This window comes from Halobacterium zhouii (genome assembly GCF_021249405.1).
In the GTDB taxonomy this organism is placed as follows: domain Archaea; phylum Halobacteriota; class Halobacteria; order Halobacteriales; family Halobacteriaceae; genus Halobacterium; species Halobacterium zhouii.
In genome coordinates this window covers 619,897-644,382 of sequence record NZ_CP089593.1, presented here as the reverse complement: position 1 = coordinate 644,382, position 24,486 = coordinate 619,897, and the positions used below count along the sequence as shown (strand labels likewise).

Genomic DNA, 24,486 nt, shown 5'->3' with positions numbered 1-24,486 from the left:
AAAAAACGTTGCGTTAGGACTCCCACTCTCGGCGCAACAGACCGTAGTCCACGAAGTCACGGTACTCACCGTCGACGTACTCCGCCTCGCGCTTCCGGTACTCCAGCGTGAACCCCAGGGACTCGAGCAGGCCACGCGACGCGTCGTTGTGCTCGAACGCACCGGCACCGACGCTACGAACCGGTGCCGTCCGGAATACGGTGTCGACAAGCAGCTCCGCGGCCTCTCTGCCGTACCCCTCGCCGTGGAATTCGGGAAGCAGCCAGTACGCCAGGTAGGCTCGCTCACTGTCGACGCCGAACGCGTGCACCATTCCCACTGGTGTCGGTTCGCGCTCGTCGACGTGGCCCGCATCGGCGCCCTCCCCGTCCAGGCAGACCAGGAAACTCCACACGTTGTCACGCTCGCTGCGGTTCTCGATGAGGGCTTCGGACTCTTCGGCGTTCTTCGACTCGGGCATCCCGAGCACGTACCGGAACCGCGGGTCGGTGGCCGCGCGCTGCTGGAACTCCGCGTCCGAGCGCTCGAGGGTCCGGAACGTCACGCGGTCACCCCGCTGTACGACCGGTCCCGGCATCAGTCGTCTTCCCACTCCCGGCGGAGTAGGTCGTACTGGACCTCGTCGTAGTAGTCCCCGTCGATGTACCGCGACTCGCGCCGGCGAGCCACCTGGGTGAACCCCAGGGACTCGAGCAGGCCCCGCGACGCGTCGTTGAACTCGTACGCACCGGCGCTGATCCCGTGGACGTCGTGGTTCCGGAACACGTAGTCGATGCCGAGTTCCGCCATCTCCCTGCCGTACCCCTCGCCGTGGAATTCGGGAAGCAACCAGTACGCCAGCCACGGACGCACGCCGTCGACGTGGCGGGCGCTGAAGCTGCCGACCGGCGTCGTTCGTTCGTCGCCCGAGTAATCGCCCGGCGGGTCTTCGCCGTCGACGCACGCGACGAACACGGCGTTGCCGTCGTCCTCCGCCCAGTGTTCGAGTCCCTCCTCCTGCTGAGCGAGCGACCGGTGGTGGATCGACCCCAGCAAGTAGCGAATGCGGGGGTCCGTCGAGGAGCGCTGGAGGAACTCGGCGTCCTCGCGTTCGACCGTCCGGAGCGCGACCGTCTCGCCGGAGACGACGACCGGTCCCGGCATCACTCGTCCTCCCACTCCTCGCGGAGCAGTCCGTACTGGGTCGCATCCCGGTACTCGCCGTCGACGAACGCCAGCTCGCGACCGCTCCCCTCGTCGGTGAATCCGGCGTTCTCGAACGCGGCGCGAGTGGGGTCGTCGCCGTCCAGCACCTCGGCGCCGACGCTATGCGCGTCGTACGTCCGGAACAGCCCCTTCAGCGCGAGTTCGAGGGCCGCCGCGCCGTGTCCCTCGCCGCGGTGCTCGGGCGGCACCCAGAGCACGAGGCGCGGCCGGTCGCGGTCGACGTGGCTCGCGAACACGAACGAGACCGGTGTCGTGTCGTCCTCGTCGGGGTGTTCCCAGGGCGCGTCCGCCTCGTCCACGCACGCGAGGTAGGCGGCGTTACCGTCGCCCTCCACCTCTTCCTCGATGAACTCCTCGAGTTCGTTCTCGCTCTTGTGGCTGTGCTCGTGGAACCCGAGGCGCGCGTACGGGTCCGTGAACAGTCGCTGGAGGAACTCGGCGTCCTCGCGTTCGACGGTCCGGAGCACGAGATCGTCGGCGGTCTCGAGAATCGGCCCCGGCATTATTCACTCTCCCACTCCTCGCGGAGCAATCCATACCACACCACGTCGACGTACTCTCCTCCGCGGAAGCGCGCGTCCCGCAGCGTCCCCTCGTGCGTGAACCCGAGGGTCTCGAGTACGCCGACAGACCCCTCGTTCGGCGCGAACGCCTGGGCCTGCAGGCCACGGATCTCGTGGGCCTCGAACGCGTACTCCACGAGTACCTCGACGGCTTCCGTACCGTACCCCTCTCCCTGGTACTCGGGGAGTATCCAGTACGAGAGTTCGGGGCGCGTGTGGTGGAGACTCATCAGGGAGAGTTTCCCGATGGGCGTCGGTTCGTCCTCGTTCTCCAGACAGACCACGAGGCCGACGTTCAGTGGGTCGTCCTCGTTGCCCTCGATGCTGGATTGGGCTTCCGTTTCGCTCTCCGGTCGGTTCAGTCCCAGCGAGACCCCGACGTCGGGGTGGTTGTGGCCGCGCTGGAGGAATTCCGCGTCCTCGTGTTCGACCGTGCGGAGGGTGACACGGTCGCCACGACGGAACACTGCTCCGGGCATGGCTGGAGCATTGCGGTGCCGTGGTTTAGTGGTTCCGAGAGAATGATTCGCAGTCTCTTACAGGGTGGTTTCGGTCGGGTCGACGACGCGAGCCTCCGGGGCGCCTCCTTCCGAAACGGCGACTGTTCCGACGTCGTCGCTCTCCGGGAACAGTATCGACGCGCCTGCGAGCAGCGGTGCGACGACGCCAGCGACGACCGTGCCGGAGGTCGAGAGCGGGGCGCGGAGCGCGACGACGTCGTCCTCGTCGAGGCGGTCCGCGGTCGACCTGGCCGCCGCGAGCGCGTCGCCGTGCGTCACGTCCGGCAGTAGACCGTCGCCCGCCGAGACCGTCGGCTCCGGGAACGCCGGATTCTCGCTCCAGACGTCGCGTTCGAAGTGCATCCACGACGGGTTATCGGGAGGGGCACCCCAGCCGACTCGCTGTCCACCAGTCGGCAGGTCGTACTCACCGAGGTCTCCGGTCGGCCCGGCGAGCACGCGCGCCTCGGCCGATTCCGCTGGGTCAAATCGAACGCGCGCGCCGAGTAGCGCCGCTCCGAGCAGGCAGAACAGCGGATTTTCGCTTCGGTCGTCGACAACCGCGACAGTCGAACCGGCTCGAACGCCGCGGTGGCGGAGCGCGTTCCCGGTCTTGTACGCTCGCGACCGGACCTCCCGGGCATCGTACACCCGACTCACACGAAGTACGGGCTGCTCGGGGTCGTCCAGAGCCGTCACGACGTCCGCGAGCGTCTCCATGCTCGGGCGTCAGTCCGGCGCCGCCAAACGCCTTCCGGGTTAGGGCTGACAGACGGCACTCTCGCTCGCGGGACGGCGTGCCGTGCTACCGAGGGCGGCGCTCGCGGTTTCCCGGTCATCGACCGCGCCTGGCGCCCCGCGCCAGTCGTCAGATCACGGGGCGAGTTGGTCCCGGCCTCCTATTTGAATGTACGCAGCCGGCAGGTATCGGCAGTCGAACCATCCGGTAGCCGCTAGCGTTCGCGGCGCGAACGGCTCGAAGAGCCTGAGCGCCGTGATTCACAGCGCGCGGAGCGCGCTGGCCGACGACTGAAGGACGCGAAGCGGACTGAAGGAGGAGTGCTTTTGGTGTCGCTTTTGCCGAGCGCACCGAAGGTGCGCGCAGCGCAAAAGCGCCTTCAGAAGCTGTTCTTGAGCTTCTCGAAGAAGCCCTGTTCGACGTCGACTTCTTCGCCGCCGGCTTCGGCGAACTGCTCGAGGGCTTCGCGCTGTTCGTCGTTGAGGGAGTCAGGGGTGACGACCTGAACGGTGACGTAGAGGTCACCGTGGCCGCGACGTCGGAGCCGCGGCATCCCCTTTCCCCTGAGGCGGAACGTCTCGCCGCTCTGCGTTCCGGCCTCCAGGTCGAACGCGGACGCGCCGTCGAGCGTCGGAACTTCGATGTCCGCGCCGAAGACGGCCTGTGGGAAGGAGACCGCGTGGCGGTGGTGGAGGTCATCGCCGTCGCGCTCGAAGTCGGGGTGGTCGTCGACGTCGACTTCGATGAGGAGGTCGCCGTTCGGGGCGCCGCTGTCGCCGGGCGCGCCCTCGCGCTCCATGCGGAGGGTCTGTCCGGAGCGGATGCCGGCGGGGACGTCGACGGTGAGCGTGGCCTGCTGACTAATCTGGCCCTGTCCGCTGCACGTCGAGCACGTCTCCGAGTGGAGTTCGCCGTCGCCGCCGCAGCGCGAACACTCCTGGGTCTGCTGAACCCGGCCGAGCGGGGTCTGGCGGACCTGGGTTACCTGTCCCTGGCCGTCGCAGTCCGGGCAGGTTCGGGAGTCGGCGTCCGGGGGGTGGCCGGCGCCGTCGCAGTCGGGACAGCGCTCCGGGCGGCGCACCGTGACCTGTTTCTCGACGCCGTCGTGGGCGTCCTGCAGGTCGATGGTGAGTCGGGTGCGGAGGTCACGGCCGGCCTGGGGACCCTGCCGGCCACGGCCGCCACCGGCGCCGCCACCGAAGAACTGCTCGAAGATGTCACCCATGCCGCCAGCGCCGCCGGCGCCGCCGAACGGGTTGCCTCCGCCCATGCCGCCAGCACCGCCCATGCCACCGGCGCCGCCGTTGTCGCCCGTAGCGCCGCGTTTCTCCGCCTGTTCGTAGCGCTCGTGGCCGAGCTGGTCGTACTGCTGGCGCTTCTGGTCGTCCGTGAGGACGTCCTTGGCCTTCTGTATCTGTTTGAACTTCTCCTCGGCGTTCGGTTCGTCGCTGACGTCGGGGTGGTACTCGGAGACCTTCTCCCGGTACGCCTCCGTTATCTCCTCCTCGCTGGCGTCCCGTGAAACCCCGAGTGCGTCGTAGAAGTCCTCGCTCATTCGTTACCTGGTACGTATCCCGTTGAGACACTTGAAAAGACCGCTTGCGGGCGTCGTCGACCAGTCGGACGACGCGACCCGGGTCGTCGCCTCAGTTCTGGTCGTCGTTCGCGCCGTCGTCGCCGTCCGTCGATTCCTGTTCGTCAACGTCTTCGAAGTCGGCGTCGACGAAGTCCTCGCCGTCGCCGCCCTCGCCTGCGCCGGGACCGGCACCGCCCATGCCGCCCGGGCCGGCGCCGCCCATGCCGCCCGGACCAGCGCCGCCCGCACCGCCAGCGCCGGCCTGCTGGGCCTGTTGCTGGTAGGCCTGCTTCCCGATCTCCTGAAGCGTCTTGCTCAGGCTCTCGGTCGCGGCTTCGAGTTCGTCCGCGTCCGCGTCTTCGTCGTCGAGGACCTCCTGGACGTCCTCGATCTCGCTGCGGACGTCGCTCTCGAGGTCGTCGTCGACCATCTCCTCGTTCTCCTCGAGGAGATTCTCCGCGCGCTGGATGGAGGATTCGGCCTCGTTGCGCGCTTCGATGCGCTCGCGGCGTTCCTCGTCCTCCTCGGCGTGCTGTTCGGCTTCGTCCTGCATCTGCTCGATCTCGTCGTCCGAGAGGCCGGCGCCACCCTCGATGGTGATGGACTCGGCGTTGCCCGAGCCCTGGTCCTCGGCCTCGACGTTGACGATGCCGTCGGCGTCGATTTCGAAGGACACCTCGATTTCGGGAACGCCCGCGGGGGACGGCGGGATGCCCGAGAGGTGGAAGTCACCCAGGAACTCGTTCTCGTCGGCGATTTCGCGCTCGCCCTGGAACACGCGGACCTGCACGCTCGTCTGGTTGTCCGCGGCCGTGGTGAACACCTTCGAGGCGGTGGTCGGGATGGAGGTGTTCTTCTCGATGAGGCGCTCGAAGAGGCCGCCCTTCACCTCGATGCCGAGGCTGAGCGGGGTGACGTCGACGAGCACGATGTCGTCGACTTCGCCGGAGAGCACGCCGCCCTGGACGGCCGCGCCGAGGCCGACGGCCTCGTCGGGGTTGACGTTCTTCTTGGGTTCCTGGCCGACGAGTTCCTCGACCTGCTCCTGGACCTGGGGCATCCGCGTGGACCCGCCGACGAGGAGCACCTCGTCGACGTCGCCCTTCGAGAGGCCGGCGTCCTCGAGTGCTTGCTCCGTCGGGCCGACGGTGCGCTCGATGAGGCCCTCGGTGAGGTTCTCGAATGTGGCGCGCGTGACGTCCTGCTCGAGGTGGACGGGGCCGGAGTCCGTCGCCGTGACGAACGGGAGGTTGACCGTCGTCTCCTTCCGACTGGAGAGTTCGATCTTGGCCTCCTCGGCGGCGTCCTTCAGCCGCTGGAGGGCCTGGCGGTCCTCGCGCAGGTCGATGCCGTGTTCGTTCTCGAACTCGTCAGCGAGGTGGTCGATGAGCGCCTCGTCCCAGTCGTCGCCGCCGAGGTCGTTGTCGCCGTTCGTGGCGACGACCTCGTAGACGCCCGCACCGAGGTCGAGGATGGAGACGTCGAAGGTTCCGCCGCCGAGGTCGTAGACGAGAACTGTCTGGTCCTGGTCCTCGTCAAGGCCGTACGCCATCGACGCGGCGGTGGGTTCGTTGACGATGCGTTCGACCTCGAAGCCCGCGATTTCGCCGGCGTCTTTGGTGGCCTGACGCTGGCGGTCGTTGAAGTACGCGGGGACGGTGATGACGGCCTTCTCGACGTCCTGACCGAGGTACTCTTCGGCGTCGCGCTTGATCTTCTGGAGGATCATCGCCGATATCTGCTCGGGCGTGTACTCCTCGCCGTCGAGTTCGACCGTGTAGTCCTCCTCGCCCATGTGGCGCTTGATGGACGCGACGGTCTCGTCCGGGTTCTGGACGGCCTGGTTCTTCGCGGGTTTCCCGATGAGTCGCTCGCCGTCGTCGAACGCGACGACGGACGGCGTGGTTCGGTCGCCCTCTCCGTTCACGATGATTTCGGGGTCGCCACCCTCCATCACTGCGAACGCGCTGTTCGTGGTGCCAAGGTCGATTCCGAGAATCTTCTCGCTCGCCATCTTGCCCCATGCTAAGCCGCGTTTTCCCTTTAAACCTTGCTAGTGGTACCGAGTGCCACGTTTCGGTATCGCGCCTCAGTGACGCGTTTTCCGGCGTCCGAGTCCGGGGTAGTCGGCGGATTTATGATGAACCGATGGACAGCCGGCTCTCGGTTCTCGGGAGTTCGACGGTGGCGCTCGACCACCGTCGTCTCCCCACCTCACTCGCCGTCCTCGCTGACCGTCACCTGAGCCGCCTGCAACACCTTCCCACCCATCTCGTACCCCGGGCGGTACACAGACGCCACGGTGCCCGCTGGCTGGTCGCTCTCGACGCGCATCATCACCTCGTGGCGCTGGGCGTCCACGTCCTCGCCTGGCTCCGGGGAGATCTCGTCGACCCCCTCGGCGTCCAGCACGCGGTCGAACTCCTTGCGGGTGAGCTTCACGCCTTCGCGCAGGCTCTCGACGTCGTCAGAATCGTCCTCAAGCGCGCGCCCGAGGTTGTCCCGAACGTCGAGCAAGCGCTCCACGAGGTCCTCGGTGGCGCGCTCTCGGATGTCCTCCTGGCGTTGCTTCGCGCGCTGTTTGTAGTTCTGGAAGTCGGCCTGCTTCGTCTGTAGGCGCTCGGTGAGGTCCTCGACGTCCGCTCGGGCCTCAGCGAGTTCCGCCTCGCGCTCGTCGAGTTCACCCTCCAGTTCCTCGACCCGGGCCTCGAGGTCGGCCACCTCGTCGGCCAGTTCGTCGTCCACCTCTCGCACGCGGGCCGAAAGCGACGGGTCGTCGTCTGTCGCCTCCGTAGCCGTCGATTCCTCCGCAGTCTGGTCCGACTCCGCCGCCGCTTCGGTCTCCTCGCCGTCCGCGACGTTCGACTCAGCGGTCGGCTCTGCGTCCTCGCTCATGTTCGAGGAGAGCGTCCGCTCGGCTTTACAGATTTCGGGACGGCGCGTCGACCCCATCGAACCAGGACCGATCACTCGACGTTCGGGGCCATCGTTCTGAGCAGTCGACCCTGAAGATGCGTCACCAGTCGGAAAATTCAACCCGTCGTTCAGATGGCGAAAAATCTACTATCGTGGGGTGAAGTCACAACCGCATGTACGAACTCACTAGTGGGGGGCTCGCACTCGGATTCGGCTGCGGTGTCTCGCTTGGAGCAGTGCTCGGCGCGGTCAACGGTGCGCTCGCGTACTGGCTTCCGATAGCGCTCGGCGTCGGGCTGACCCTCGGCGTGGCGGCGAGCGTGTTCGCCGACGAGTGGAACCCCGACCCCTCGTAGCGGTTCTCGTCGAGCGCAGGCAGACGACTGATTACGCGCCGGTTCCTACGGGCGGACGTGACGGTCCGTCTGTCGTTCGAGGACGGGACGCTCCGGGTCGAGAGCGACGGCGTCCCCGCAAGTGGAACGAGCGGGGTCTCCGAAGATCGAAGATCTTCGGGATGTGGCGAATCTTCGATTCGCAACAGCTCGTCGCGCGAGCGGAGTGAGAGCGACGGCGACAACGACGACTCCGGCCGACCAACTGACGAACTGGCCACTCTTCCCAGCGTCGAGTACGACGAGCGTACGGACACTGGGCGCGCGCCAGCCCACCAGTACGCCGACCTGCTTTCGTACCTCGACAGCGAGCGCATCCCGTACGAGGACGATGTCCTCCGCTCGGACACGCTTGACGTCGAATCTGACTACGAGCTTCGGGACTACCAGCGCGAGGCACTCGACGCGTGGGACGCGAACAACCGCCGGGGAGTTCCCGGGAGTGACACGACCGGGGGCTCGCAGCGACGCAGTCGCTGGGGGGTTCTCGAACTGCCGACCGGGTCCGGGAAGACGGTCATCGGCCTGAAGGCCATCGAGGCGGTGGGCGAGAGCGCGCTCGTCGTCGTGCCCACTATCGACCTCCTGGAGCAGTGGCGCGCGGAACTCGAAACCGAGTTCGACGCCGAGATCGGGCAGTTGGGCGGCGGCGAACAGCGCGTCGAACCCATCTCGGTCGCAACCTACGACTCGGCGTACCTCCGTGCGGACGACCTCGGAGACCGCTTCTCGCTGGTGGTCTTCGACGAGGTCCACCACCTCGGCGGCGAGGGCTATCGCGACATCGCTCGGTTGTTCGCCGCGCCCGCGCGCCTCGGCCTCACCGCGACGTTCGAGCGCCCGGACGACGCCCACGAGGTGGTCGCGGACCTCGTCGGCGACGTCGTCTACCGGCTCTCGGCCGACGACCTGGCGGGCGAGCATCTCGCGGAGTACGACGTCAAGCGAGTCTCCGTCCCGCTCACCGACGACGAACGCGAGCGCTACGAGGACGCCCAGGGCACGTTCACGGAGTACCTCCAGCAGTCCAACATCCGGTTCCGCTCGGGCAGCGACTACCAGAAACTCGTGAAGCGCTCGGGCACCGACCCAGAGGCCCGCCGAGCGCTACTCGCCAAACAGCGCGCCCGCCGAATCGTCCGCGAGAGCGACGCCAAATCCGAGGAACTCGCGGAGATTCTGGACCGCCATCGGGACGACCGCGTCATCGTGTTCACGGCCTCGACGGACCTCGTCTATCGCCTCTCGGAGCGCTTCCTCCTGCCCGCGGTCACTCACGAGACGGGCGCTGCGGAGCGCCGCGAGATTATCGAGCGCTTCCGCGACGGAACGTACTCGCGGGTGGTCACCGCGAACGTCCTCGACGAGGGCGTGGACGTGCCCGACGCGAACGTCGCCGTGGTGTTTGCGGGCAGCGGCAGCGAGCGCGAGTTCACCCAGCGCCTGGGCCGCGTCCTCCGCCCGAAGGAGGGCGGAACGCGCGCGTTGCTGTACGAACTCGTCAGCGAGGACACCGCGGAGGAACGAGTCGCCGCTCGACGCCGGTGACGAGCGCGGGAATGCCGTCGCTGGATCACGGCTGACAGGCGGGACCATGGCGTAGAGGCGAAATCACAGCGTGCAGAAGGAGTTACTCCTCGACCAGGTCGGTGGTCGGCTGGAAGTTCGTGACGTCCTCGAACTTCACGTCGTACGTGACGCGCACCGTCGTTGTCGTGTACGCGTCGATGGTCACCTTCCGGACTCTCGTTCGCGGCGTCTCCTGCATGCTACTGTTCACGTACAGCGTCCCCGACACCGCGCGGTCGGCGATGTTCGAGACGGTGACGGCGAGCGAGAGATAGCCGTCGTCGGTCTCCTCGATGGCCGTGTTCTGGATGCGGAGCGCGTCCTCCTCGTAGCCTCGCCGGAGACACCCGGCGACCGCGAGCGTGCTCCCTGCCGCCGTCAACCCCCGCAGCAGCGTCCGCCGGTGCATGGTTCCGGGTTTCCCTTCGAGGGCAAGTATCTTCTGTATCCTTCTGTGGGCGAGTAGAGTCCGTTTTTGTTGCGGAGGAGCCTGTTGACACTCGGAAAGCCCCGGGCGTCTCGGGTCGGGCGGCTCGCTGCGGTCCTCACTCACTGCGTTCGTTGCGGTCCTTGTGTCGCCGGCCTTCCCCGAGACGCCCGCCCCTTTCAGCCCCACCCTACCGGCTGGGGAACCGGCACACGGTGGGGCTGAAAGGGGCGGCGGGCTCGCGGGCGAAACCTGAGTCCGTCTCAGCGACCCCTATCCGCGAGCGCAGCGAGCGGGTATGTCGTCCTCAGAAACGCGGAGCGTTTCTGATGTGCGAACGAGACGCCCTCGGCGTCTCGTTAACGCTGAGCGGGCGCGAGCCCGCCGGGGCTTTCTGGGTGGGAATGAAATGACCCTAGCCTGAGTCTGCCAGAGCCTTCAATATCATTACCTCTGCTAATCACCACGCCTTTTGCCCGCTCGCTCCCTACGAACGCGCGTGCTGACGAAGGACCTCCTCCGGGTGTCCCGCGCGGGCGGCGGCTACCACCCGCAGTTCACGGACGACGTCGCGCTCGCGGCGCGCGTACTCGGCACCTTTCAGGGCCACGTCGGGGAGGCGCGTTCGGCGCTCCGGGACGCGCTCGAGGACGTCGAGGCCGACGCGGCGGACTTCAAACTCGCGCGGGGGTTCGCCCACCTCGTGGAGCGCGACGCGACATTCGAGGTCGAGGCCGCCGTCGACCCGGGGAGCGCGCGCCGTGCGGCCTTCAACGCCGCCGAGGACGTCGGCGTCGTCGACGGCGAGGAGCGCGAGCGAGCGCTCGATGCGGCCGCAGACCGGTTTCCCGGCGACGTCACCGCCGACGAACTCGCGGCGTCGCTGTACGCCGACCGAGAGCGCCGCGAGGTGCTCGTCGGCGTGGACGCGCGCTGGACGCCCGAGGAACTCGTCGCGCAGTACAACCTCTCGCTCGCCCAGACCGCGCTGTTCGACGCGACGGAGGTTCGCGTTCGCTCGGCCGACCCGCGCTCGCTCGTCGCCGCCGTGAAGCGACTCGGCCTCCTCTACGAAGTGGTGCCGGTCGACGCTGGACGAGAAGTCGTGCTCACCGGACCGGACGCCCTGTTCCGGAACACCCGGCGGTACGGCACGCGGTTCGCTCGCGTCCTCCGTGCGGCCGCCCGCACCGACGACTGGCGTCTCGAAGCGACCGTCGACGACCGCGGTACCGAACGCTCGCTGGAACTCGCCGCCGGCGACTTCGACGTCCCAGACACCGAACCCGTCGCGGAGGCGAACTTCGACAGCGGCGTGGAGCGGAAGTTCGCCGCTCGGTTCGAGGCACTCGGCCTGAACTGGGACCTCGTTCGCGAACCCGACGTGCTCGCGGCGGGCGACCGCCTGATGGTCCCGGACTTCGCGTTCGAGTACCGGCCAGCGGGCTCGAACTCCTCGGGCGGGACCGCTCGCGTCTACTTCGAGATTATGGGGTTCTGGACGCCAGAGTACGTCGAGAAGAAACTCGACCAGCTCGACCAGACCGACGAGCGACTGCTCGTCGCCGTCGACGCCGACCTCGGGGTTGGCGAGGACATCTCGGCCCGTGACCACCGGGTCGTGGAGTACTCGGGGTCGGTGCGCCCGAAGGACGTGGTCCACGCGCTCCGCGACCTGGAGGCGGACCTCGTGGCCGAGAACGCCGCAGACGTCCCCGACGAACTCGTCCCGGAGGCGGACGTCGTGTCGCTCGCAGACCTCGCGGCCGAGCACGGCGTCAGCGAGGCCGCGATCGAGGACAAGGCGTTCCCCGAGCACGACGTCGTGGGCCGGACGCTCGTTCGTCCCGGTGTTCTCGACGACGTTGCCGAGGACATCGAGGCCGGAATGTCGCTCTCGGCAGTCGAGTCTGCCCTCGACAACCACGGACTCGACGACGCGAGCGCGGTTCTCTCTCGGCTCGGCTACCGCGTCGAGTGGGAAGGGCTCGACGGCGGGACGCTCCGCGATGTATAATCACCCCCCATTATTCTCCCTATCATAACCTTCAAGAGTTATCGTATCGTTCGTCGGGACGTGCCGACCCACTACGTCCTCCTGGGCGACGTCGTCGCCTCACGGGACATCGACGAGCGGGGCGACTTCGGCGCGACGCTCACAGACGCGTGCGCCACGGTCAGCGACCAGCACGCCGACGCGTTCCTTGCACCGCTCGAACCACTGAAAGGCGTCGACGAGGTCGGCGGCGTACTGACCGACCCGGCACCGCTGTACGACGTGCTCGACGGCCTCCGCGAGCGCCTCCACCCGCAGGAACTCCGCGTCGCAGTAGCCGCCGGCGGTGTGGATGTCGGCGTCGGGACTGGAAACGTCTCGCGGATGGACGGTCCCGCGTTCCACCGCGCCGACGAACTCCTCTCGGACCTCGACGCGTCGACGCTCCGCGTCGCCTTCGACTTCGAGCGCGCGCCACTCGACGCGACACTCGCGGACGAGGTGAACCTCCTGTTCCTCCTGAAACGTCGCTGGACCGACCGCCAGCGGGACGTCGTCCGCGCGTACCGCGAGACGGAATCGCAGGACGCCGTCGCCGAAAACCTCGGCGTCTCCCAACCGGCCGTCTCCCAAGCGCTCTCCCGCGCGTCGTGGCCGGCCGTCCGGGAGATTGAAGAGCGCCTGCGCTCCACGTTCGAGGCAGTATGACAGCGCTCCCGTTCGACGCAACGGTCAGCAACCTCGCCCTCGCCGTCGGCAGCTACGCGGTCCTGCTCGCCACCAGCGGCGTCGTCGTCACGCGCGCCCTCGACTTCGTCCCCTCCGACGAGGACGGCGAGACCCCACTGAGCGAGCGCGACAGGGACGTCGGCGTGCTCGTCGGGAAGTGCGAGAACGTGCTCACGCTCACGTTCGTGCTCGCCGGCGCGTACACGGCGCTCGCCGTCGTGTTCGCCGCGAAGGGCATCGTTCGGAGGGACGACATCGAGAAGAACACGCTGTTCTACCTCGCCGGGACGCTCGTGAACCTCACGTACTCCGTGCTCGTCGGCGTTGCGGTGACTGTCGCGCTGGCGACAGTCTGACCGATTACGTCGCGGTGACTGTCGCGCTGGCGACAGTCTGACCGTTCGACGACTGACCCAGACCCTCAGAGGTCGCGCTGGTGGCCCTTGGGCACCATCGACGTGAGTTCACCGTGCGTGAACAGGCCGACGCCGATGGGTTCGACGCCGCCCGCGAGTTCGTGGGCGACGGCGAGGTAGCCCCAGTCGCCGTCCCACTCGAGTTCCTGGGTCTCACCGGCGAGGAACCGCTTTGCGCGAGCCTCGTCGAGTTCGAGGACGTTCTTCGTCGCGGCCCTTCCGAATCGCTGGACGGCGTCGGTCGTCGGCTTCCAGTGCTCCTGGCGCGTACGCAGGAGTTTCAGGCCGAGCGCCTCCACGGGCACCGGGCCCCCGAGGTCGTACGGGAGCGCCCACACCTTCCCTTTGCCCTTCTCCCAGAGCGTGTAGCCGTCGAAGGTGTCCTCGGGGACGCCGAATCGGTCGACCCACCAGTCCACGACCGCCTCGCGCGTCGGGCGGCCCTCGACCTCGCGGTCGGCGTCCGTCTCGGGGAGCCGAGAGAACTGGTAACTGACGTTCTCTTTCATCCTGTGACCTCCAGTTTCGCGGCGAAGAACCCGCCCGTGTCGTTCTGGTGGGGGTAGTACCGTCGCGTCTTCGCCAGGCTCTCGTCGTAGGACTTGCCGTCCCACTCCGTGATACCCGGCGAGGACGCCAGGCCCGCGTCGAACTCGACCAGACGGCAGTCGCCCGCGTCGAGTACGGCGTCGACCACAGCCTCGTTCTCCTCTGGCGCGAACGTGCACGTCGAGTAAACCACCGCGCCGCCCTCACGCGTGAGTCGGACCGCCCGTTGAAGGATGTCCGTCTGGAGCGCCGCGAGGTTCCGGCTCGCCCCCGGGCTCGCGCCCTCCAGGGCGTCCGCGTTCTTCCGCAGCGTCCCCTCGCAGGTGCAGGGCGCGTCCACGAGCGCGCTGTCGAACGCCTCGACCCCGGGGAACGCGTCGAACGTGAACCGGCGCGCGTCCTCGTTGGTCACCGCCGCCGACGTCACGCCGAGACGGTCGCAGTTCCCGCGCAGCGCCGACAGCCGACCGAGATTGTCGTCGTTCGCCACGACCAGCCCCCGGTCCTCGACCTCCGCGGCGAGTTGCGTCGTCTTGCTCCCCGGCGCGGCGCACGCGTCCCACACCACTTCGCCGGGCTCAGGGTCGAGCACTGCGGGCGGCACCGCCGACACCTCCTCCTGGCCGGTCACCCAGCCGTGTACGTACGGCCACGTGTTCCCCGGTTTGTCAGTGTCGACCTCGAGCACGCCCAGGTGCCACTCCCGTCGCTCCACCGCAACGCCCTCGGCCTCCATGGCCTCGACGGCTCGCTCCGGCGTCGCCTTCAACGGATTCACGCGCACCGTCGTCGGGAGCGGGCGTTCGCAGGCGTCGAGGAACGCCTCGAAGTCGTCGATTATCGGTTCGTACCGCGACAGCGCGTCCATTGCCTCCCGGTAGCGGGGGAGCGCGCTTGTGGCTTCCGCTCTGGATCATCCCCCGCCCTCGGTTTTATGCAGTCTCCTTTCGTGCGTTTTCGCATGGCAAACGTGAGGGTCACGACGGACCTCGACCTCGACTCCCCAACGCTCGTCGAAGGCCTCCCAGGCGTCGGCCTCGTCGGCAAGATCGCCACCGACCACCTCGTCGAGACGTTCGACATGCAACGCGTCGCCGCCATCGACTGCGACGGCATCCCCCAGGTCGCCATCTACGACGCCGACGAACGCGGCGTCCTCCCGCCGGTGCGCATCTACGCCGACGAAGAACGCGACCTGCTCGCACTCCAGAGCGACGTCCCCGTCTCCCGGACCGCCAGCGCCGACTTCGCCGACAGCCTCACCGAGTGGCTCCGGGACAACACCGCCACCCCGCTCTACCTCAGCGGCCTCCCCCGCGAGGACGACAACCCCGCGAACGTCCCCGACGTCTTCGGCATCGCCACCGGCGACGCCGCCCGCACCCTCGACGACCACGGCATCGACTCGCCCCCAGAACGCGGTGTCGTCGGCGGCCCCACCGGCGCGCTCGTCAACCGCGCCGAAGCCGAATCCCTCGACGCCCTCGGCCTCGTCGTCGAATCCGACCCCCAGTTCCCCGACCCCGCCGCCGCCAAACAACTCGTCGACAACGCAATCGCCCCCATCACGGGCGTCGACATCCCCACCGACGACCTCGTCGAACACGCCGAAGAAATCCGCGACCAGAAAGAACAGTTCGCCCAGCGCATGCAGAACGCCGACGAAGACGAGAGCACGCAAGCCACACCCATGCGGATGTTCCAATAGTACCTTTTTACTTCGGCGGGTGCGCTTCGCGCACCCGCCTCGCAAAAAGCTACGCTAAAAACTTCCTCGCACTCACTACGTTCGTGCGAGTGAATCGCGCGGCTTCGCCGCGCGAATGCTGGTTGCTTTCCGCTTTCGCACTCCGCCTCTGCTTCCGCCTCCGCACTCCGCCTCCGCACTCCGCATCCCGCCCCGCTACCGCCACTCCACCCATCTGGTAACCTCGTTTTTTCGACGTGGGCGTCGTCGGTCACGGTATGCAGACCGTGTTCCATCACGCGCGACGCGAGGAAGCCGACGCCGTCCTGTCGAACGTCGAGAACCTCCTCGACGACGACTCCGTGGACGTCGACGCGGTGGCCGTCGTAGCGAACGCCCACGGCGTCTACACGCTCACCGAGGAGTCCAGACACCCCGAACGCGTCCGGGAGTTGGCGGAGGGCGAGGGCGTCGAGTTTCTGGCGTGCGCGAACTCGCTCGCTAGCCGCGACGCCTCCGAGGACGACCTGCTCGAGGGCGTCGAGACGGTGCCGGCGGGCGTCGGCGCGCTCACCCGCCTCCAGTCCGACGGGTACGCCTACGTGAAGGATTGATCGACGTGCGAACACGGTGATGTTCGCCAAGAGTTATCAGGGACCGCGTTCCCCTCTGTTGCATGACGGAGTTCTCGGAGCGAGTCGAGCAGGTCTCCATCAGCGGCATTCGGGAAGTATTCGAGGCGGCGGGCGAGGACGCCATCAACCTCGGCCTCGGCCAACCCGACTTCCCCACGCCGGAGCACGCGCGCCAGGCCGCCATCGACGCCATCGAGGCCGGAAAGGCGGACGGCTACACGTCCAACCGCGGGACGCCCGAACTCGTGGACGCCATCGTCGAGAAGCACGCGCGCGACAACGACCTCGACGTCTCCCCGAACGGCGTCATCGCCACGGCGGGCGGGAGCGAGGCGCTCCACCTCGCGCTCGAGGCCCACGTCGACCCCGGCGAGGAAGTACTGATTCCGGACCCGGGGTTCGTCTCCTACGACGCGCTGACGCGCATCGCCAGTGGCACGCCCGTCGGCCTGCCGCTCCGCGAGGACCTCACGCTCGACCCCGCGACCGTCGAGGAGCACGTCACCGAGGACACCGCAGCGTTCATCGTGAACAGCCCCTCGAACCCGACGGGTGCGGTGCAGTCCCCCGAGGATATGCGGGAGTTCGCGCGCATCGCGGACGAACACGACGTGCTCTGCATCTCCGACGAAGTGTACGAGCACATCGTCTTCGAGGGCGAGCACCGCTCCCCCATGGAGTTCGCTGAGACGGACAACGTCGTCGTGGTGAACGCGTGCTCGAAGACGTACTCCATGACCGGATGGCGACTCGGCTGGGTGGCCGCGAGCGAGCGCCGGGTGGAACGGATGCTCCGCGTCCACCAGTACGTGCAGGCGTGCGCCAGTGCGCCCGCCCAGTACGCCGCGGAGGCCGCGCTCACCGGCCCACAGGACGTCGTCGGTGAGATGACCGCGTCCTTCGAGGAGCGCCGCGACGTCCTGCTCGATGGCCTGCGCGACATGGGCTTGAGCGTGCCCGAACCCCGGGGCGCATTCTACGCGATGCCGGAGGTCCCCGAGGGCTGGGTCGAGGAGGTCATCGACCGGGGCGTCGTCGTGGTGCCGGGCGAGGCGTTCGGCAGCCACGGCGAGGGGTACGCGCGCATCTCGTACGCGACGGACGTCGAGGATCTCCGGGCCGCGCTGGACGTGATGCGGGAGGCAACGCGCGCGGTCCGGTAGCAGGTCGGCGTTCGCCTCGCGGCCATCGTAACCGACTGGTCGTCGCTCTGTCGCCCACCAGACTGTTTTCGGCCCTGACAGTTATGCGGTCGTCTATCCTTGGGACACACATGCACGTCGCGCGGCACGGGAGCGGACTGCAGAGCGACCTCGCCGCGCTCGCCTCGCAGATACACCCCGTGTTCATGCTGCCGCCGCTGGCCGCCTCGGCGTTCGGCGCAGTGCTTGCCCGGGAGTTCGCGCTCCCGCTCGCCGGCATCCACCTCGCAGCCGTCTTCCTCGCCGTCTACACCGCCCACGTCAAGGACGGCTACGTCGACTTCCACGTCCGCGGCGAGGACGACGACCATCCCCTCACCGAGTCCGGGTGCCGCGCCGCGATCGCCGCCGCCACCGCCGGCTTCTTCGCCTGCACTGTCGCTCTCTGGTGGTTCGTCGGCCTCGGCGCCGCCGCAATCACCGTCCCGACGTGGCTCATCGCGTACCACCACGCCCCCCAACTGGACACCAACCCAGTCACCACCACCACCGGCTACCCGCTCGGCATCTCGCTCGCGCTCCTCGGCGGCTACTACGCACAGACGAGCGCGCTCGCCGTGCGCCCGGTCGCGTTCGCCGCCGTCCTGCTCGTCTTGCTCTCCGGCGTGAAAGTCATCGACGACGCGACGGACTTCGACTACGACCGATCCATCGGCAAGCGAACCGCCGCCGTCGCCATCGGTCGGCCCGCCGCGCGCCGGCTCGCGTTCGGACTCATGGCCGCCGCGATGGTCGGCGTCGTCGCGTTCGCCGCGCTCGCCGTCTTCCCGCCGAGTTCCGTCGCCGCCGTCGCCGCGTTCGCTGTCGTCGCGTCGTTTGCCGCGCGCGCCGACCCCGCGCTCGCGACGATGCTGCTCGTCCGAGGCTGCTACGTCTTCCTCGCCGTCCTCGTCGCCGCCGCCTGGTTCCGACCCCTCGCCTGAAACGTGTGTTCACCGCCGAACGGGTCAGTCGCGCGACCGCGTCTCGGGAGCGCTAGACGGTGCCCTCAAGGCGGCGCGACCCCACGTCCAGGTATGGCTGACTGGCAGGACGACGGCGCGCTCGCCGCGCAGTACGCGGACGCCTCGAATCTCGCCGCCCGGCAGGTGCTGTTCGCCCGCTTCTCGACCGCCGAGCGGTCCCGCCGTGAGTGGCTGTTCGACCAGATGGAGTCCGACCAGCCGGCCCTCCCCGCGGACGCGGACGTGCTCTCGCTGGGCGCGGGCCACGGCGTGCTCTGGGCGGCCAACTGCGAGCGCATCCCCGACGGCTGGGACGTCACCGTGACCGACGCCTTCCAGGGGATGGTGATGGACGCCATGGAGACCTTAGAGGAGTGCCAGCGGGAGTTCAACTTCGACGTGGTGGACGCCCGCGACATCCCCTACCCCAACGACTCCTTCGACGTAATCACCGCCAACCACGTCCTCCAACACCTCGACGCGGAGGGCCGCGAGCGCGCGATTGCGGAGGTCCGCCGCGTCCTGAAGCCGGACGGCACACTGTACGCCGCGACCACCGGCGAGTCACATCTCGCGGAACTCCACGACGTGCTCTCCGGGTTCGGTTCCGTCCCCCACGAGAACGGGTTCTCCCTGGAGAACGGCACCGACCAGTTGCGCGCGCAGTTCGGCGACGTAGACCTGCGGCGCTTCGAGAACTCGCTGTCGGTCACCTCGGCCGCGCCGCTCGTCGCGTACGCGCTCTCGCTCCCCGGCTTCGACGACGAGGACGGGCGCGAGATGGAGACCGCGTTCCGCGAGCGTATCGGGGACGACGGCTTCGACGTTGCCATGGACGTCGGCGTGTTCGTCGCGCGGTAGAGACGTCAGCGTATTCGTCGCGCAGTAGGGACGCCGGCGTGTTCGTCGGGCGTCTCGACGAGGAGAATTCTGGAGGATTGTTCGTCTCGCGAGCGTCGCTACTTCGCCGTCGAGACGATCTTCACCGTGTCGCCCTCCTCGAGTTCGTACCCTTCGCCGATTTCGCGGCTGGTCTTCGCGTTCACCGCGTGGAGGTAGCCGTCGCCGATGTCCGAGTGGACGGCGTACGCCAGGTCGACAGGCGTCGACCCGCGCGCCAGGAGGAACGCGTCCGGGAGCACGTTCCCCGTGCCATCCGTCCACTTCGAGGCGTCCTGCACGGGGTACGCGGTCACCATATCGAGCAGGTCGTACACCGCGTAATCGAGGGCCTGCTGGACGCCCGTACCGCCGTACTCGGCCATCGTCTCCTGGAGGTCTGTGAGCACGCGACGCTGGTCGTCGCTCACCTCCTCGACGACGTCGAAGTCCTCGTCGCCCGGGTCGTAGTCGACGAAGCCGGCGTCCGCGCCACGGCGGAGCGCGAGTTCGCCCTGCGCCGTCGCCGGAATCACGGGCTTGTCGAGTTCGAGCAGCCGCTCGACGTTCTCCTCGGGCGCGACGTCGATCTTGTTCGCCACCACAACGATGGGTTTCGTGCGCTCCCGGACGCCCCGGGCCAACGCCTCGCGGTCGTCGTCGGTCCACTGCACGGGGTCCTCCGGATACTCGATGTTCCGCAGCACGCCCGCGACGTCGTACTCCGAGGCGCCGAACCCCGTCATCAGGTCGGTGACCGCCTCCTCGATGTCGAACCCCGGCGAGCGCGACTGGCGCTCGACTGACTCCCAGTTGTCCTCGACGATGCCCGCCAGCCAGAGGTCCATCTCCTCCTCAACGAAGTCGACGTCCTCTATGGGGTCGTGTTCCCCGACCTCGACGGGTTCACCCTCCTCGTTCGTCGCGCCGGAGGCGTCCACGACGTTCACGATGACGTCGGCGTTCGTGAGTTCGTCGAGGAACTGATTGCCGAGGCCGCGCCCCTCGTGTGCGCCAGGCACCAGACCGGCGACGTCGAGCAGTTCGACGGGGACGTAGCGTTTCCCGTCCCGGCAGTTGTCGTTCCCGCAGCGCGAATCGAGTTCGAGGCACGGGCACTCCGTGCGAACGTGCGTGACGCCCCGGTTCGCGTCGATGGTGGTGAACGGATAGTTCGCCACGTCCACCTCCGAGTTCGTCGCCGCCGTGTAGAACGTCGACTTGCCCGCGTTCGGCTTCCCGGCGAGCGCGATAGAGAGCATACCCCTATCTACTGGGACGCCTGAAGAAGGGATTTCGGTTGTGACCGCTCGGGCGTTCCGCTCCCAAAAAGGATTTGCGACTGCTGACGAAACGGTGACCTAATGAATACAGTGGAGATTGTCGTTCGCCTGCTGGCTGGAATCGCCCTCATCCTGACGAACGGCTTCTTCGTCGCCATCGAGTTCGCGCTCACGAGGGCGCGACAGTTCACCGAGGACGAGTTCGTCGGCGGCGACCCCGCACTGGAGCGTGCGTGGGAGATGACGCAGAACCTCGAAATCTATCTGACGACGTGCCAGGTCGGTATCACGGCGTCCAGTATCGCCGTCGGTATCGTCGCGGAACCCGCGCTCGCGGCTATCTTCGAGCCGTTCTTCGCGAACACCGCGCTCGCGTCCATCGGCGCCGGCGCGCTCATCGCGTTCCTCATCATCAACCTCGTGCACCTCACGCACGGCGAGCAGACCCCGACGTATCTCGGCGTCGAGCGCTCCCGGATGGTCTCACGGTACGGCGCGTCGACGCTGTACTGGTTCCACTACGCCATCTCGCCGCTCATCACGCTCGGCGACACCGTGGCGAAGTGGACGCTGGGGCTGTTCGGCATCGAGATGACGGGGGCGTGGCTGGAGACCGAGGAAGACGTCATCGAGTCGCGAGCACAGCTCCGTAACCGCGTGGAGGACGTGCTCGAACGCGGCGAACTCAGCGACGAGCGACTCACCGAAGTCGTAAGCGCCCTTGACGCCGGCACGACGACCGTCGAGCAGGTGATGGTCGATTCTGACGACATCGTCTACCTCTCGACTCACCTGTCCACCGAGGAGAACATCGACAAGATGGTGGAGTTCCCGCACACTCGCTACCCGCTCGTCGGCGAGAACGCGGATGACTTTCGGGGAATCGTCTACGTGCCAGCGTTCGTCAACCGCATGGACGAACTGCGCTCGGGCGACGTGGCCTTCGAGGAGATAGCGGCACCGCCGATGACGCTCTCTCCGGAAACCTCCGTCAGCGACGCCATCGACCAGTTCCAGGCCGAACGCCAGGAACTCGCGCTGGTGGTCAGCGAGGGGAACGTCGTCGGTCTCCTCACTGGCACGGACGCCTTCGAGGAGGTGATGGGTGAGATGGAGGACCCGCTCGACGCCGAACACGAAACCTGACGTGAACTAGACGTATCTGTCACCGTTCGTCATCGACTGGCCCACCGCTGAGTGTCGCCGACCGTCCGTAGAATCTACTCCGCTTCTCGTTCGGGCTTGCTGCCGAGGCGCATCTCGCCGCGAGCGCGGATGACGCCATCGACCTCGGCGTCCGGGTGAATCTCGACGTTCTTCCCGGAGACGTCGCCGAGCACGAGGGCGTCCGCGGCGACCGTCACGTCGCCGTTCCGGGTGGTGACGTCGCCGTGGATCTTCGTCCCCGAGCCGACAGTGATGTCCTCCTGTGCGCGAAGACTCCCGAACAGGTTGTCGTCTTCACCGACGTCGATGGCCGTCGCGCGGATGTTGCCGTGGAGTCGGCAGTCGTCCCCGATGGTCGCGGGCGTCGAGACGCGCCACGCGTCGTCTGAGACGTGGCCCGACCGGGGAATCATCAGCGGGTCGAACTCGCCACCGGCAGTGAGTTCGTCGACGAGCGACTGGGCTTCTTCCTCCTCGCCGATGCGCAGCAGGTGCGAGAGGTAGACGACGAAGAAGGTGATGGTGGGCATCGGGTTCCGGATGACGATCCATCCGGAGGCCTCGAACCCCTCCTCGATGTCGACGTCGTCGCCGATGTCGAGGTCGCCGCCGACGACTAGGCGGCCCTGGATGTGGACGCGCTCTCCGAGATAGGCGTCCTCGCCGGCGAGCACGTTACCGTCGACGTCGCTCCACATGTCGAGTCGGCAGTCGCCCTCCGCTTCGATAGCGCCGCCGAAGGAGACGCGCTCCCCGGCGACGACGTTGGTTCCGCGAACCCCGAGTTCGATGGTGGACTGTCCGCCGACGAGCACGTCGCCGTCGGTCACCACGTCGTGTTCCTCGACGGTCGTGCCGTCGGGGACGACGAGTTCGTCGATTGGGTTCGCGCCGAGCACACGCCGGTGGAAACACCCCACGGCAATAAACCCCGCGAGAATGCACGCCGCGGGTCAGACGCTCGACGAAGCGGCGCGTCGACAGAATGGAGAGCCGACGAAACGCCACACCGTCGGAACGCCGAGCATCGCGCTCGCGGAGTGATGAACGCCGCACCGAACACCCTCGATTGACGGCCCTTCGACCGTCCGCCGAATACTCCCGACCGACGGCCTCTCGACCGCCCGCCGAACGCCCGCCAGACGGCGGGTTTTTGGCCGTGCGCGAGATACGAGAGAGCATGACTACGCTCTCGTTCGAGGACGACGGCGTCGACGTGGTGTACGAGGGGACGGAGTTCCGGATGGAGCGGGAACTCATCGAGGACGCGACGGGGAAGACGTACCACGACGTCACCGACCACGAGGTGCTCAAACTCGTCGAGAAGAACCCCGCGCTGTCGGGGGAGCCAAAACGCATCGGCGACATCATCTGACACCGTCGAGGGGAAACCTCGTTCGAGAACAGCCGAAACAGACGCCTCGTCCGAGAACGGCCGGAAACGGACCGCAGGCGCCCGTTGATGACGGGTCGATGACAAGGCTTACGTGCCGGGCCAGTAATGTCTCTGTATGAATGTGGCATCCGGCGACTTCAGCCACCCCGCGTGGACGACGGCCTTCGGCACGTTCGTGAGTTACGCGCTCGTCCTGGTGGCGATGTTCGTCCTGCTGTTCGTCGTGCCGTTCGGCCTGTTCCGCTTCCTCTGAGCCGCCCGCGTTCCAACCGCACCGTCGACGTTTCTCGCCGAATCAATACCATAGCTCGCCGAATCGAGCCGACATCTCACCGGACCGACTTGGCAGTCACGTCTGGGTCAGAATTAAATACGAGAACGCTGCCGAAACGGGGAGAATGCAGCCGAGAGCCGACAGTTCCGGGACTGTGCGCCGCCGTCAGGCGAACGCCCGCGGGGTGTCGTCGCTGGTCTCCGTGTCCTGCTCGAGTTTCTCCCTCGCGGCGCGGAAGTCGTCCATCGTGATCTCCGTGCGGTCGTCGCGGATGGCGAACATGCCTGCCTCGGTGCAGATGGCCTTCACGTCCGCGCCAGAGAGGTCCGCGGACTCCGCGGCGAGTTCGCCGTAGTCCACGTCGTCGGCGACGTTCATCGAGCGGGTGTGGATGCGGAAGATCTTCTCGCGGCCCGTCACGTCCGGGTTCGGCACCTCGATGAGGCGGTCGAACCGGCCCGGGCGCAGGATCGCGCGGTCGAGCATGTCGAAGCGGTTGGTGGCGGCGATGATGCGCACCTCGCCGCGCTCGTCGAAGCCGTCCATCTCCGAGAGCAACTGCATCATCGTGCGCTGGACCTCCGCGTCACCCGACGTCTTCGAGTCCGTGCGCTTCGAGGCGATGGCGTCGATCTCGTCGATGAAGACGACCGCGGGTTCGTGGTCGCGAGCGACCTGGAAGAGGTCGCGGACGAGTTTCGCGCCCTCGCCGATGAACTTGTGGACGAGTTCGCTGCCCGCCATCTTGATGAACGTCGCGTCGGTCTGGTTCGCGACCGCCTTCGCCATGAGCGTCTTCCCGGTGCCCGGCGGGCCGTGGAGGAGCACGCCGCTGGGTGGGTCGATGCCGACGGTGTCGAACAGCTCGGGGTCCTTCATCGGGAGTTCGACCGTCTCGCGGACCTCCCGCAACTGGTCGTCGAGGCCGCCGACGTCCTCGTAGCCGACGTCCGGGGAGTGTTCGACCTCCATCACGCGAGCGCGCACGTCGGCCTCGTCGTCGAGGCGGCGCACGATAGAAAGCGAATTGTTGACGGCGACGCGAGCGCCCGCTTCCAGGTCCTCGCGGAGTTCGTCGGTGACCTCCGTGAGCGCCTCCTGGTTGTTCCCGTGTTGCTTGATGATGGCGCCCTCGTCGTTGAGTTCCTGAACCGTCGCGACGAACAGCGGCGACTGCTTGAGTTTCTTGTTCTCGTGAGAGAGTCGTTCGAGTTTCTGCTGGTACTTGTTGTTCTCCGCGTTCGCGTCGAGCAGCCGGTCGCGCATCTCCTCGTTTTCGTCCTCGAGCGAGGAGAGCCGGTCCTCTAGCGCCTCGATTTTCTCCTGCTGTGAGGCGCTATCCTCGTAGGGTAGCTCGACGTCGTCGGCGGTCTCGGTCATCAGGCATCGGTAAGGCGCTGCTTCATAAGAGGCTTCGGGTGGTCGAAGACCGCCCCGG

At 67.5% G+C, this 24,486-nt stretch carries 27 protein-coding genes; 13 read left to right on the top strand and 14 right to left on the bottom strand.

Annotated features, from left to right (window positions below):
* Nucleotides 1-13: 13 nt before the first annotated feature.
* From LT970_RS03265 to LT970_RS03230, 8 genes are all read right to left on the bottom strand, one after another.
* Entirely contained in the window at nucleotides 14-577 is a 564-nt protein-coding gene (locus LT970_RS03265; protein WP_232687539.1) for a GNAT family N-acetyltransferase, read from the bottom strand.
* Nucleotides 577-1,143: a GNAT family N-acetyltransferase gene (locus LT970_RS03260; protein ID WP_232687538.1), complete on the bottom strand. Its 567-nt coding sequence runs from the start codon at nucleotides 1,141-1,143 to the stop codon at nucleotides 577-579. Before LT970_RS03260 ends, LT970_RS03265 begins: the two co-directional genes overlap by 1 nt.
* On the bottom strand, nucleotides 1,143-1,709 hold the full coding sequence (locus tag LT970_RS03255) for a GNAT family N-acetyltransferase (protein WP_232687537.1): 567 nt from the start codon (nucleotides 1,707-1,709) through the stop codon (nucleotides 1,143-1,145). The genes LT970_RS03260 and LT970_RS03255 overlap by 1 nt, the downstream gene beginning before the upstream one ends.
* Entirely contained in the window at nucleotides 1,709-2,248 is a 540-nt protein-coding gene (locus LT970_RS03250; RefSeq protein ID WP_232687536.1) for a GNAT family N-acetyltransferase, read from the bottom strand. Before LT970_RS03250 ends, LT970_RS03255 begins: the two co-directional genes overlap by 1 nt.
* Nucleotides 2,249-2,305: 57 nt before the next feature.
* Nucleotides 2,306-2,989, bottom strand: coding sequence for an acyl-CoA synthetase family protein (locus tag LT970_RS03245; protein WP_232687535.1), 684 nt, complete (start codon nucleotides 2,987-2,989; stop codon nucleotides 2,306-2,308).
* A 398-nt stretch (nucleotides 2,990-3,387) separates the two neighbouring features.
* The gene (dnaJ, locus tag LT970_RS03240; protein ID WP_232687534.1) at nucleotides 3,388-4,563 is read right to left on the bottom strand and encodes a molecular chaperone DnaJ; all 1,176 of its coding nucleotides are present in this window, start codon (nucleotides 4,561-4,563) and stop codon (nucleotides 3,388-3,390) included.
* A 91-nt stretch (nucleotides 4,564-4,654) separates the two neighbouring features.
* Nucleotides 4,655-6,598: a molecular chaperone DnaK gene (gene dnaK / locus LT970_RS03235; RefSeq protein ID WP_232687533.1), complete on the bottom strand. Its 1,944-nt coding sequence runs from the start codon at nucleotides 6,596-6,598 to the stop codon at nucleotides 4,655-4,657.
* A gap of 200 nt (nucleotides 6,599-6,798) precedes the next feature.
* Complete coding sequence (locus LT970_RS03230) at nucleotides 6,799-7,479, bottom strand: nucleotide exchange factor GrpE (protein ID WP_232687532.1); 681 nt, start codon at nucleotides 7,477-7,479, stop codon at nucleotides 6,799-6,801.
* A 194-nt stretch (nucleotides 7,480-7,673) separates the two neighbouring features.
* Here LT970_RS03230 and LT970_RS03225 point away from each other — a divergent pair, with 194 nt between their 5' ends.
* The gene (locus LT970_RS03225; RefSeq protein ID WP_232687531.1) at nucleotides 7,674-7,856 is read left to right on the top strand and encodes a glycine zipper domain-containing protein; all 183 of its coding nucleotides are present in this window, start codon (nucleotides 7,674-7,676) and stop codon (nucleotides 7,854-7,856) included.
* Nucleotides 7,857-8,108: 252 nt separating this feature from the next.
* Nucleotides 8,109-9,443: a DEAD/DEAH box helicase gene (locus LT970_RS03220; protein ID WP_232688672.1), complete on the top strand. Its 1,335-nt coding sequence runs from the start codon at nucleotides 8,109-8,111 to the stop codon at nucleotides 9,441-9,443.
* Between the two features lie 82 nt (nucleotides 9,444-9,525).
* Here the strand turns inward: LT970_RS03220 and LT970_RS03215 are convergent, their stop codons facing one another.
* Nucleotides 9,526-9,873, bottom strand: coding sequence for a hypothetical protein (locus LT970_RS03215; RefSeq protein WP_232687530.1), 348 nt, complete (start codon nucleotides 9,871-9,873; stop codon nucleotides 9,526-9,528).
* A gap of 517 nt (nucleotides 9,874-10,390) precedes the next feature.
* On the opposite strand from LT970_RS03215, the gene LT970_RS03210 reads away from it, so the two are divergent.
* Genes LT970_RS03210 through LT970_RS03200 form a run of 3 tightly spaced genes read left to right on the top strand, consistent with a single transcriptional unit; the run spans nucleotide 10,391 to nucleotide 12,972 of the window.
* Nucleotides 10,391-11,908 carry a DUF790 family protein gene (locus LT970_RS03210; RefSeq protein WP_232687529.1) on the top strand — a complete coding sequence of 506 codons (1,518 nt, stop codon included), beginning with the start codon at nucleotides 10,391-10,393 and terminating at the stop codon, nucleotides 11,906-11,908.
* A gap of 60 nt (nucleotides 11,909-11,968) precedes the next feature.
* On the top strand, nucleotides 11,969-12,595 hold the full coding sequence (locus LT970_RS03205; RefSeq protein ID WP_232687528.1) for a SatD family protein: 627 nt from the start codon (nucleotides 11,969-11,971) through the stop codon (nucleotides 12,593-12,595).
* Nucleotides 12,592-12,972 (top strand): hypothetical protein, encoded by a 381-nt coding sequence (locus LT970_RS03200; protein ID WP_232687527.1) that lies wholly within the window; start codon nucleotides 12,592-12,594, stop codon nucleotides 12,970-12,972. The genes LT970_RS03205 and LT970_RS03200 overlap by 4 nt, the downstream gene beginning before the upstream one ends.
* 65 nt (nucleotides 12,973-13,037) lie before the next feature.
* Here LT970_RS03200 and LT970_RS03195 read toward each other — a convergent pair whose 3' ends face one another.
* Together LT970_RS03195 and LT970_RS03190 are read right to left on the bottom strand one after the other, a co-directional pair.
* A complete protein-coding gene (locus LT970_RS03195) occupies nucleotides 13,038-13,541 on the bottom strand; it encodes a DUF7122 family protein (RefSeq protein ID WP_232687526.1) in 504 nt (167 codons plus the stop codon).
* The gene (locus LT970_RS03190; protein WP_232687525.1) at nucleotides 13,538-14,449 is read right to left on the bottom strand and encodes an RsmB/NOP family class I SAM-dependent RNA methyltransferase; all 912 of its coding nucleotides are present in this window, start codon (nucleotides 14,447-14,449) and stop codon (nucleotides 13,538-13,540) included. Before LT970_RS03190 ends, LT970_RS03195 begins: the two co-directional genes overlap by 4 nt.
* 93 nt (nucleotides 14,450-14,542) lie before the next feature.
* Here LT970_RS03190 and LT970_RS03185 point away from each other — a divergent pair, with 93 nt between their 5' ends.
* From LT970_RS03185 to LT970_RS03165, 5 genes are all read left to right on the top strand, one after another.
* On the top strand, nucleotides 14,543-15,289 hold the full coding sequence (locus LT970_RS03185) for a proteasome assembly chaperone family protein (protein ID WP_232687524.1): 747 nt from the start codon (nucleotides 14,543-14,545) through the stop codon (nucleotides 15,287-15,289).
* A gap of 257 nt (nucleotides 15,290-15,546) precedes the next feature.
* Nucleotides 15,547-15,882, top strand: a complete 336-nt coding sequence (locus LT970_RS03180; RefSeq protein WP_232687523.1) for a DsrE family protein — start codon at nucleotides 15,547-15,549, stop codon at nucleotides 15,880-15,882.
* A 62-nt stretch (nucleotides 15,883-15,944) separates the two neighbouring features.
* Nucleotides 15,945-17,066, top strand: coding sequence for a pyridoxal phosphate-dependent aminotransferase (locus LT970_RS03175; protein WP_232687522.1), 1,122 nt, complete (start codon nucleotides 15,945-15,947; stop codon nucleotides 17,064-17,066).
* A 110-nt stretch (nucleotides 17,067-17,176) separates the two neighbouring features.
* Nucleotides 17,177-18,028: a UbiA family prenyltransferase gene (locus tag LT970_RS03170; protein ID WP_232687521.1), complete on the top strand. Its 852-nt coding sequence runs from the start codon at nucleotides 17,177-17,179 to the stop codon at nucleotides 18,026-18,028.
* 93 nt (nucleotides 18,029-18,121) lie between these two features.
* Entirely contained in the window at nucleotides 18,122-18,910 is a 789-nt protein-coding gene (locus LT970_RS03165) for a class I SAM-dependent methyltransferase (protein WP_232687520.1), read from the top strand.
* A gap of 98 nt (nucleotides 18,911-19,008) precedes the next feature.
* On the opposite strand, the gene LT970_RS03160 is transcribed toward LT970_RS03165, so the two are convergent.
* Complete coding sequence (locus LT970_RS03160; RefSeq protein WP_232687519.1) at nucleotides 19,009-20,190, bottom strand: redox-regulated ATPase YchF; 1,182 nt, start codon at nucleotides 20,188-20,190, stop codon at nucleotides 19,009-19,011.
* A gap of 102 nt (nucleotides 20,191-20,292) precedes the next feature.
* Here LT970_RS03160 and LT970_RS03155 point away from each other — a divergent pair, with 102 nt between their 5' ends.
* A complete protein-coding gene (locus LT970_RS03155) occupies nucleotides 20,293-21,357 on the top strand; it encodes a CNNM domain-containing protein (protein ID WP_232687518.1) in 1,065 nt (354 codons plus the stop codon).
* A 74-nt stretch (nucleotides 21,358-21,431) separates the two neighbouring features.
* Here the strand turns inward: LT970_RS03155 and LT970_RS03150 are convergent, their stop codons facing one another.
* The gene (locus LT970_RS03150; RefSeq protein ID WP_232687517.1) at nucleotides 21,432-22,277 is read right to left on the bottom strand and encodes a polymer-forming cytoskeletal protein; all 846 of its coding nucleotides are present in this window, start codon (nucleotides 22,275-22,277) and stop codon (nucleotides 21,432-21,434) included.
* A gap of 281 nt (nucleotides 22,278-22,558) precedes the next feature.
* Between LT970_RS03150 and LT970_RS03145 the strand changes: the two genes are divergently transcribed.
* Both LT970_RS03145 and LT970_RS03140 read left to right on the top strand, forming a co-directional pair.
* Nucleotides 22,559-22,753 (top strand): DUF5800 family protein, encoded by a 195-nt coding sequence (locus LT970_RS03145; RefSeq protein ID WP_232687516.1) that lies wholly within the window; start codon nucleotides 22,559-22,561, stop codon nucleotides 22,751-22,753.
* A gap of 136 nt (nucleotides 22,754-22,889) precedes the next feature.
* Nucleotides 22,890-23,027, top strand: coding sequence for a hypothetical protein (locus LT970_RS03140; protein ID WP_232687515.1), 138 nt, complete (start codon nucleotides 22,890-22,892; stop codon nucleotides 23,025-23,027).
* 186 nt (nucleotides 23,028-23,213) lie between these two features.
* Here the strand turns inward: LT970_RS03140 and pan1 are convergent, their stop codons facing one another.
* Nucleotides 23,214-24,428, bottom strand: a complete 1,215-nt coding sequence (gene pan1, locus LT970_RS03135; RefSeq protein WP_232687514.1) for a proteasome-activating nucleotidase Pan1 — start codon at nucleotides 24,426-24,428, stop codon at nucleotides 23,214-23,216.
* Nucleotides 24,429-24,486 lie beyond the last annotated feature (58 nt).

Excerpts from the sequence above, each read along its gene's own strand:
- LT970_RS03265 (WP_232687539.1), bottom strand. The coding sequence starts at position 577 with ATGCCGGGACCGGTCGTACAGCGGGGTGACCGCGTGACGTTCCGGACC.
- LT970_RS03230 (WP_232687532.1), bottom strand. The coding sequence starts at position 7,479 with ATGAGCGAGGACGCAGAGCCGACCGCTGAGTCGAACGTCGCGGACGGC.
- LT970_RS03170 (WP_232687521.1), top strand. The coding sequence starts at position 17,177 with ATGCACGTCGCGCGGCACGGGAGCGGACTGCAGAGCGACCTCGCCGCG.
- LT970_RS03260 (WP_232687538.1), bottom strand. The coding sequence starts at position 1,143 with ATGCCGGGACCGGTCGTCGTCTCCGGCGAGACGGTCGCGCTCCGGACG.
- LT970_RS03180 (WP_232687523.1), top strand. The coding sequence starts at position 15,547 with ATGCAGACCGTGTTCCATCACGCGCGACGCGAGGAAGCCGACGCCGTC.
- pan1 (WP_232687514.1), bottom strand. The coding sequence starts at position 24,428 with ATGACCGAGACCGCCGACGACGTCGAGCTACCCTACGAGGATAGCGCC.
- LT970_RS03245 (WP_232687535.1), bottom strand. The coding sequence starts at position 2,989 with ATGGAGACGCTCGCGGACGTCGTGACGGCTCTGGACGACCCCGAGCAG.
- LT970_RS03200 (WP_232687527.1), top strand. The coding sequence starts at position 12,592 with ATGACAGCGCTCCCGTTCGACGCAACGGTCAGCAACCTCGCCCTCGCC.
- LT970_RS03225 (WP_232687531.1), top strand. The coding sequence starts at position 7,674 with ATGTACGAACTCACTAGTGGGGGGCTCGCACTCGGATTCGGCTGCGGT.
- LT970_RS03165 (WP_232687520.1), top strand. The coding sequence starts at position 18,122 with ATGGCTGACTGGCAGGACGACGGCGCGCTCGCCGCGCAGTACGCGGAC.
- LT970_RS03140 (WP_232687515.1), top strand. The coding sequence starts at position 22,890 with ATGAATGTGGCATCCGGCGACTTCAGCCACCCCGCGTGGACGACGGCC.
- LT970_RS03250 (WP_232687536.1), bottom strand. The coding sequence starts at position 2,248 with ATGCCCGGAGCAGTGTTCCGTCGTGGCGACCGTGTCACCCTCCGCACG.
- LT970_RS03195 (WP_232687526.1), bottom strand. The coding sequence starts at position 13,541 with ATGAAAGAGAACGTCAGTTACCAGTTCTCTCGGCTCCCCGAGACGGAC.
- LT970_RS03215 (WP_232687530.1), bottom strand. The coding sequence starts at position 9,873 with ATGCACCGGCGGACGCTGCTGCGGGGGTTGACGGCGGCAGGGAGCACG.
- LT970_RS03190 (WP_232687525.1), bottom strand. The coding sequence starts at position 14,449 with ATGGACGCGCTGTCGCGGTACGAACCGATAATCGACGACTTCGAGGCG.
- dnaK (WP_232687533.1), bottom strand. The coding sequence starts at position 6,598 with ATGGCGAGCGAGAAGATTCTCGGAATCGACCTTGGCACCACGAACAGC.
- LT970_RS03255 (WP_232687537.1), bottom strand. The coding sequence starts at position 1,709 with ATGCCGGGGCCGATTCTCGAGACCGCCGACGATCTCGTGCTCCGGACC.
- LT970_RS03185 (WP_232687524.1), top strand. The coding sequence starts at position 14,543 with ATGGCAAACGTGAGGGTCACGACGGACCTCGACCTCGACTCCCCAACG.
- LT970_RS03160 (WP_232687519.1), bottom strand. The coding sequence starts at position 20,190 with ATGCTCTCTATCGCGCTCGCCGGGAAGCCGAACGCGGGCAAGTCGACG.
- LT970_RS03145 (WP_232687516.1), top strand. The coding sequence starts at position 22,559 with ATGACTACGCTCTCGTTCGAGGACGACGGCGTCGACGTGGTGTACGAG.
- LT970_RS03175 (WP_232687522.1), top strand. The coding sequence starts at position 15,945 with ATGACGGAGTTCTCGGAGCGAGTCGAGCAGGTCTCCATCAGCGGCATT.
- LT970_RS03155 (WP_232687518.1), top strand. The coding sequence starts at position 20,293 with ATGAATACAGTGGAGATTGTCGTTCGCCTGCTGGCTGGAATCGCCCTC.
- dnaJ (WP_232687534.1), bottom strand. The coding sequence starts at position 4,563 with ATGAGCGAGGACTTCTACGACGCACTCGGGGTTTCACGGGACGCCAGC.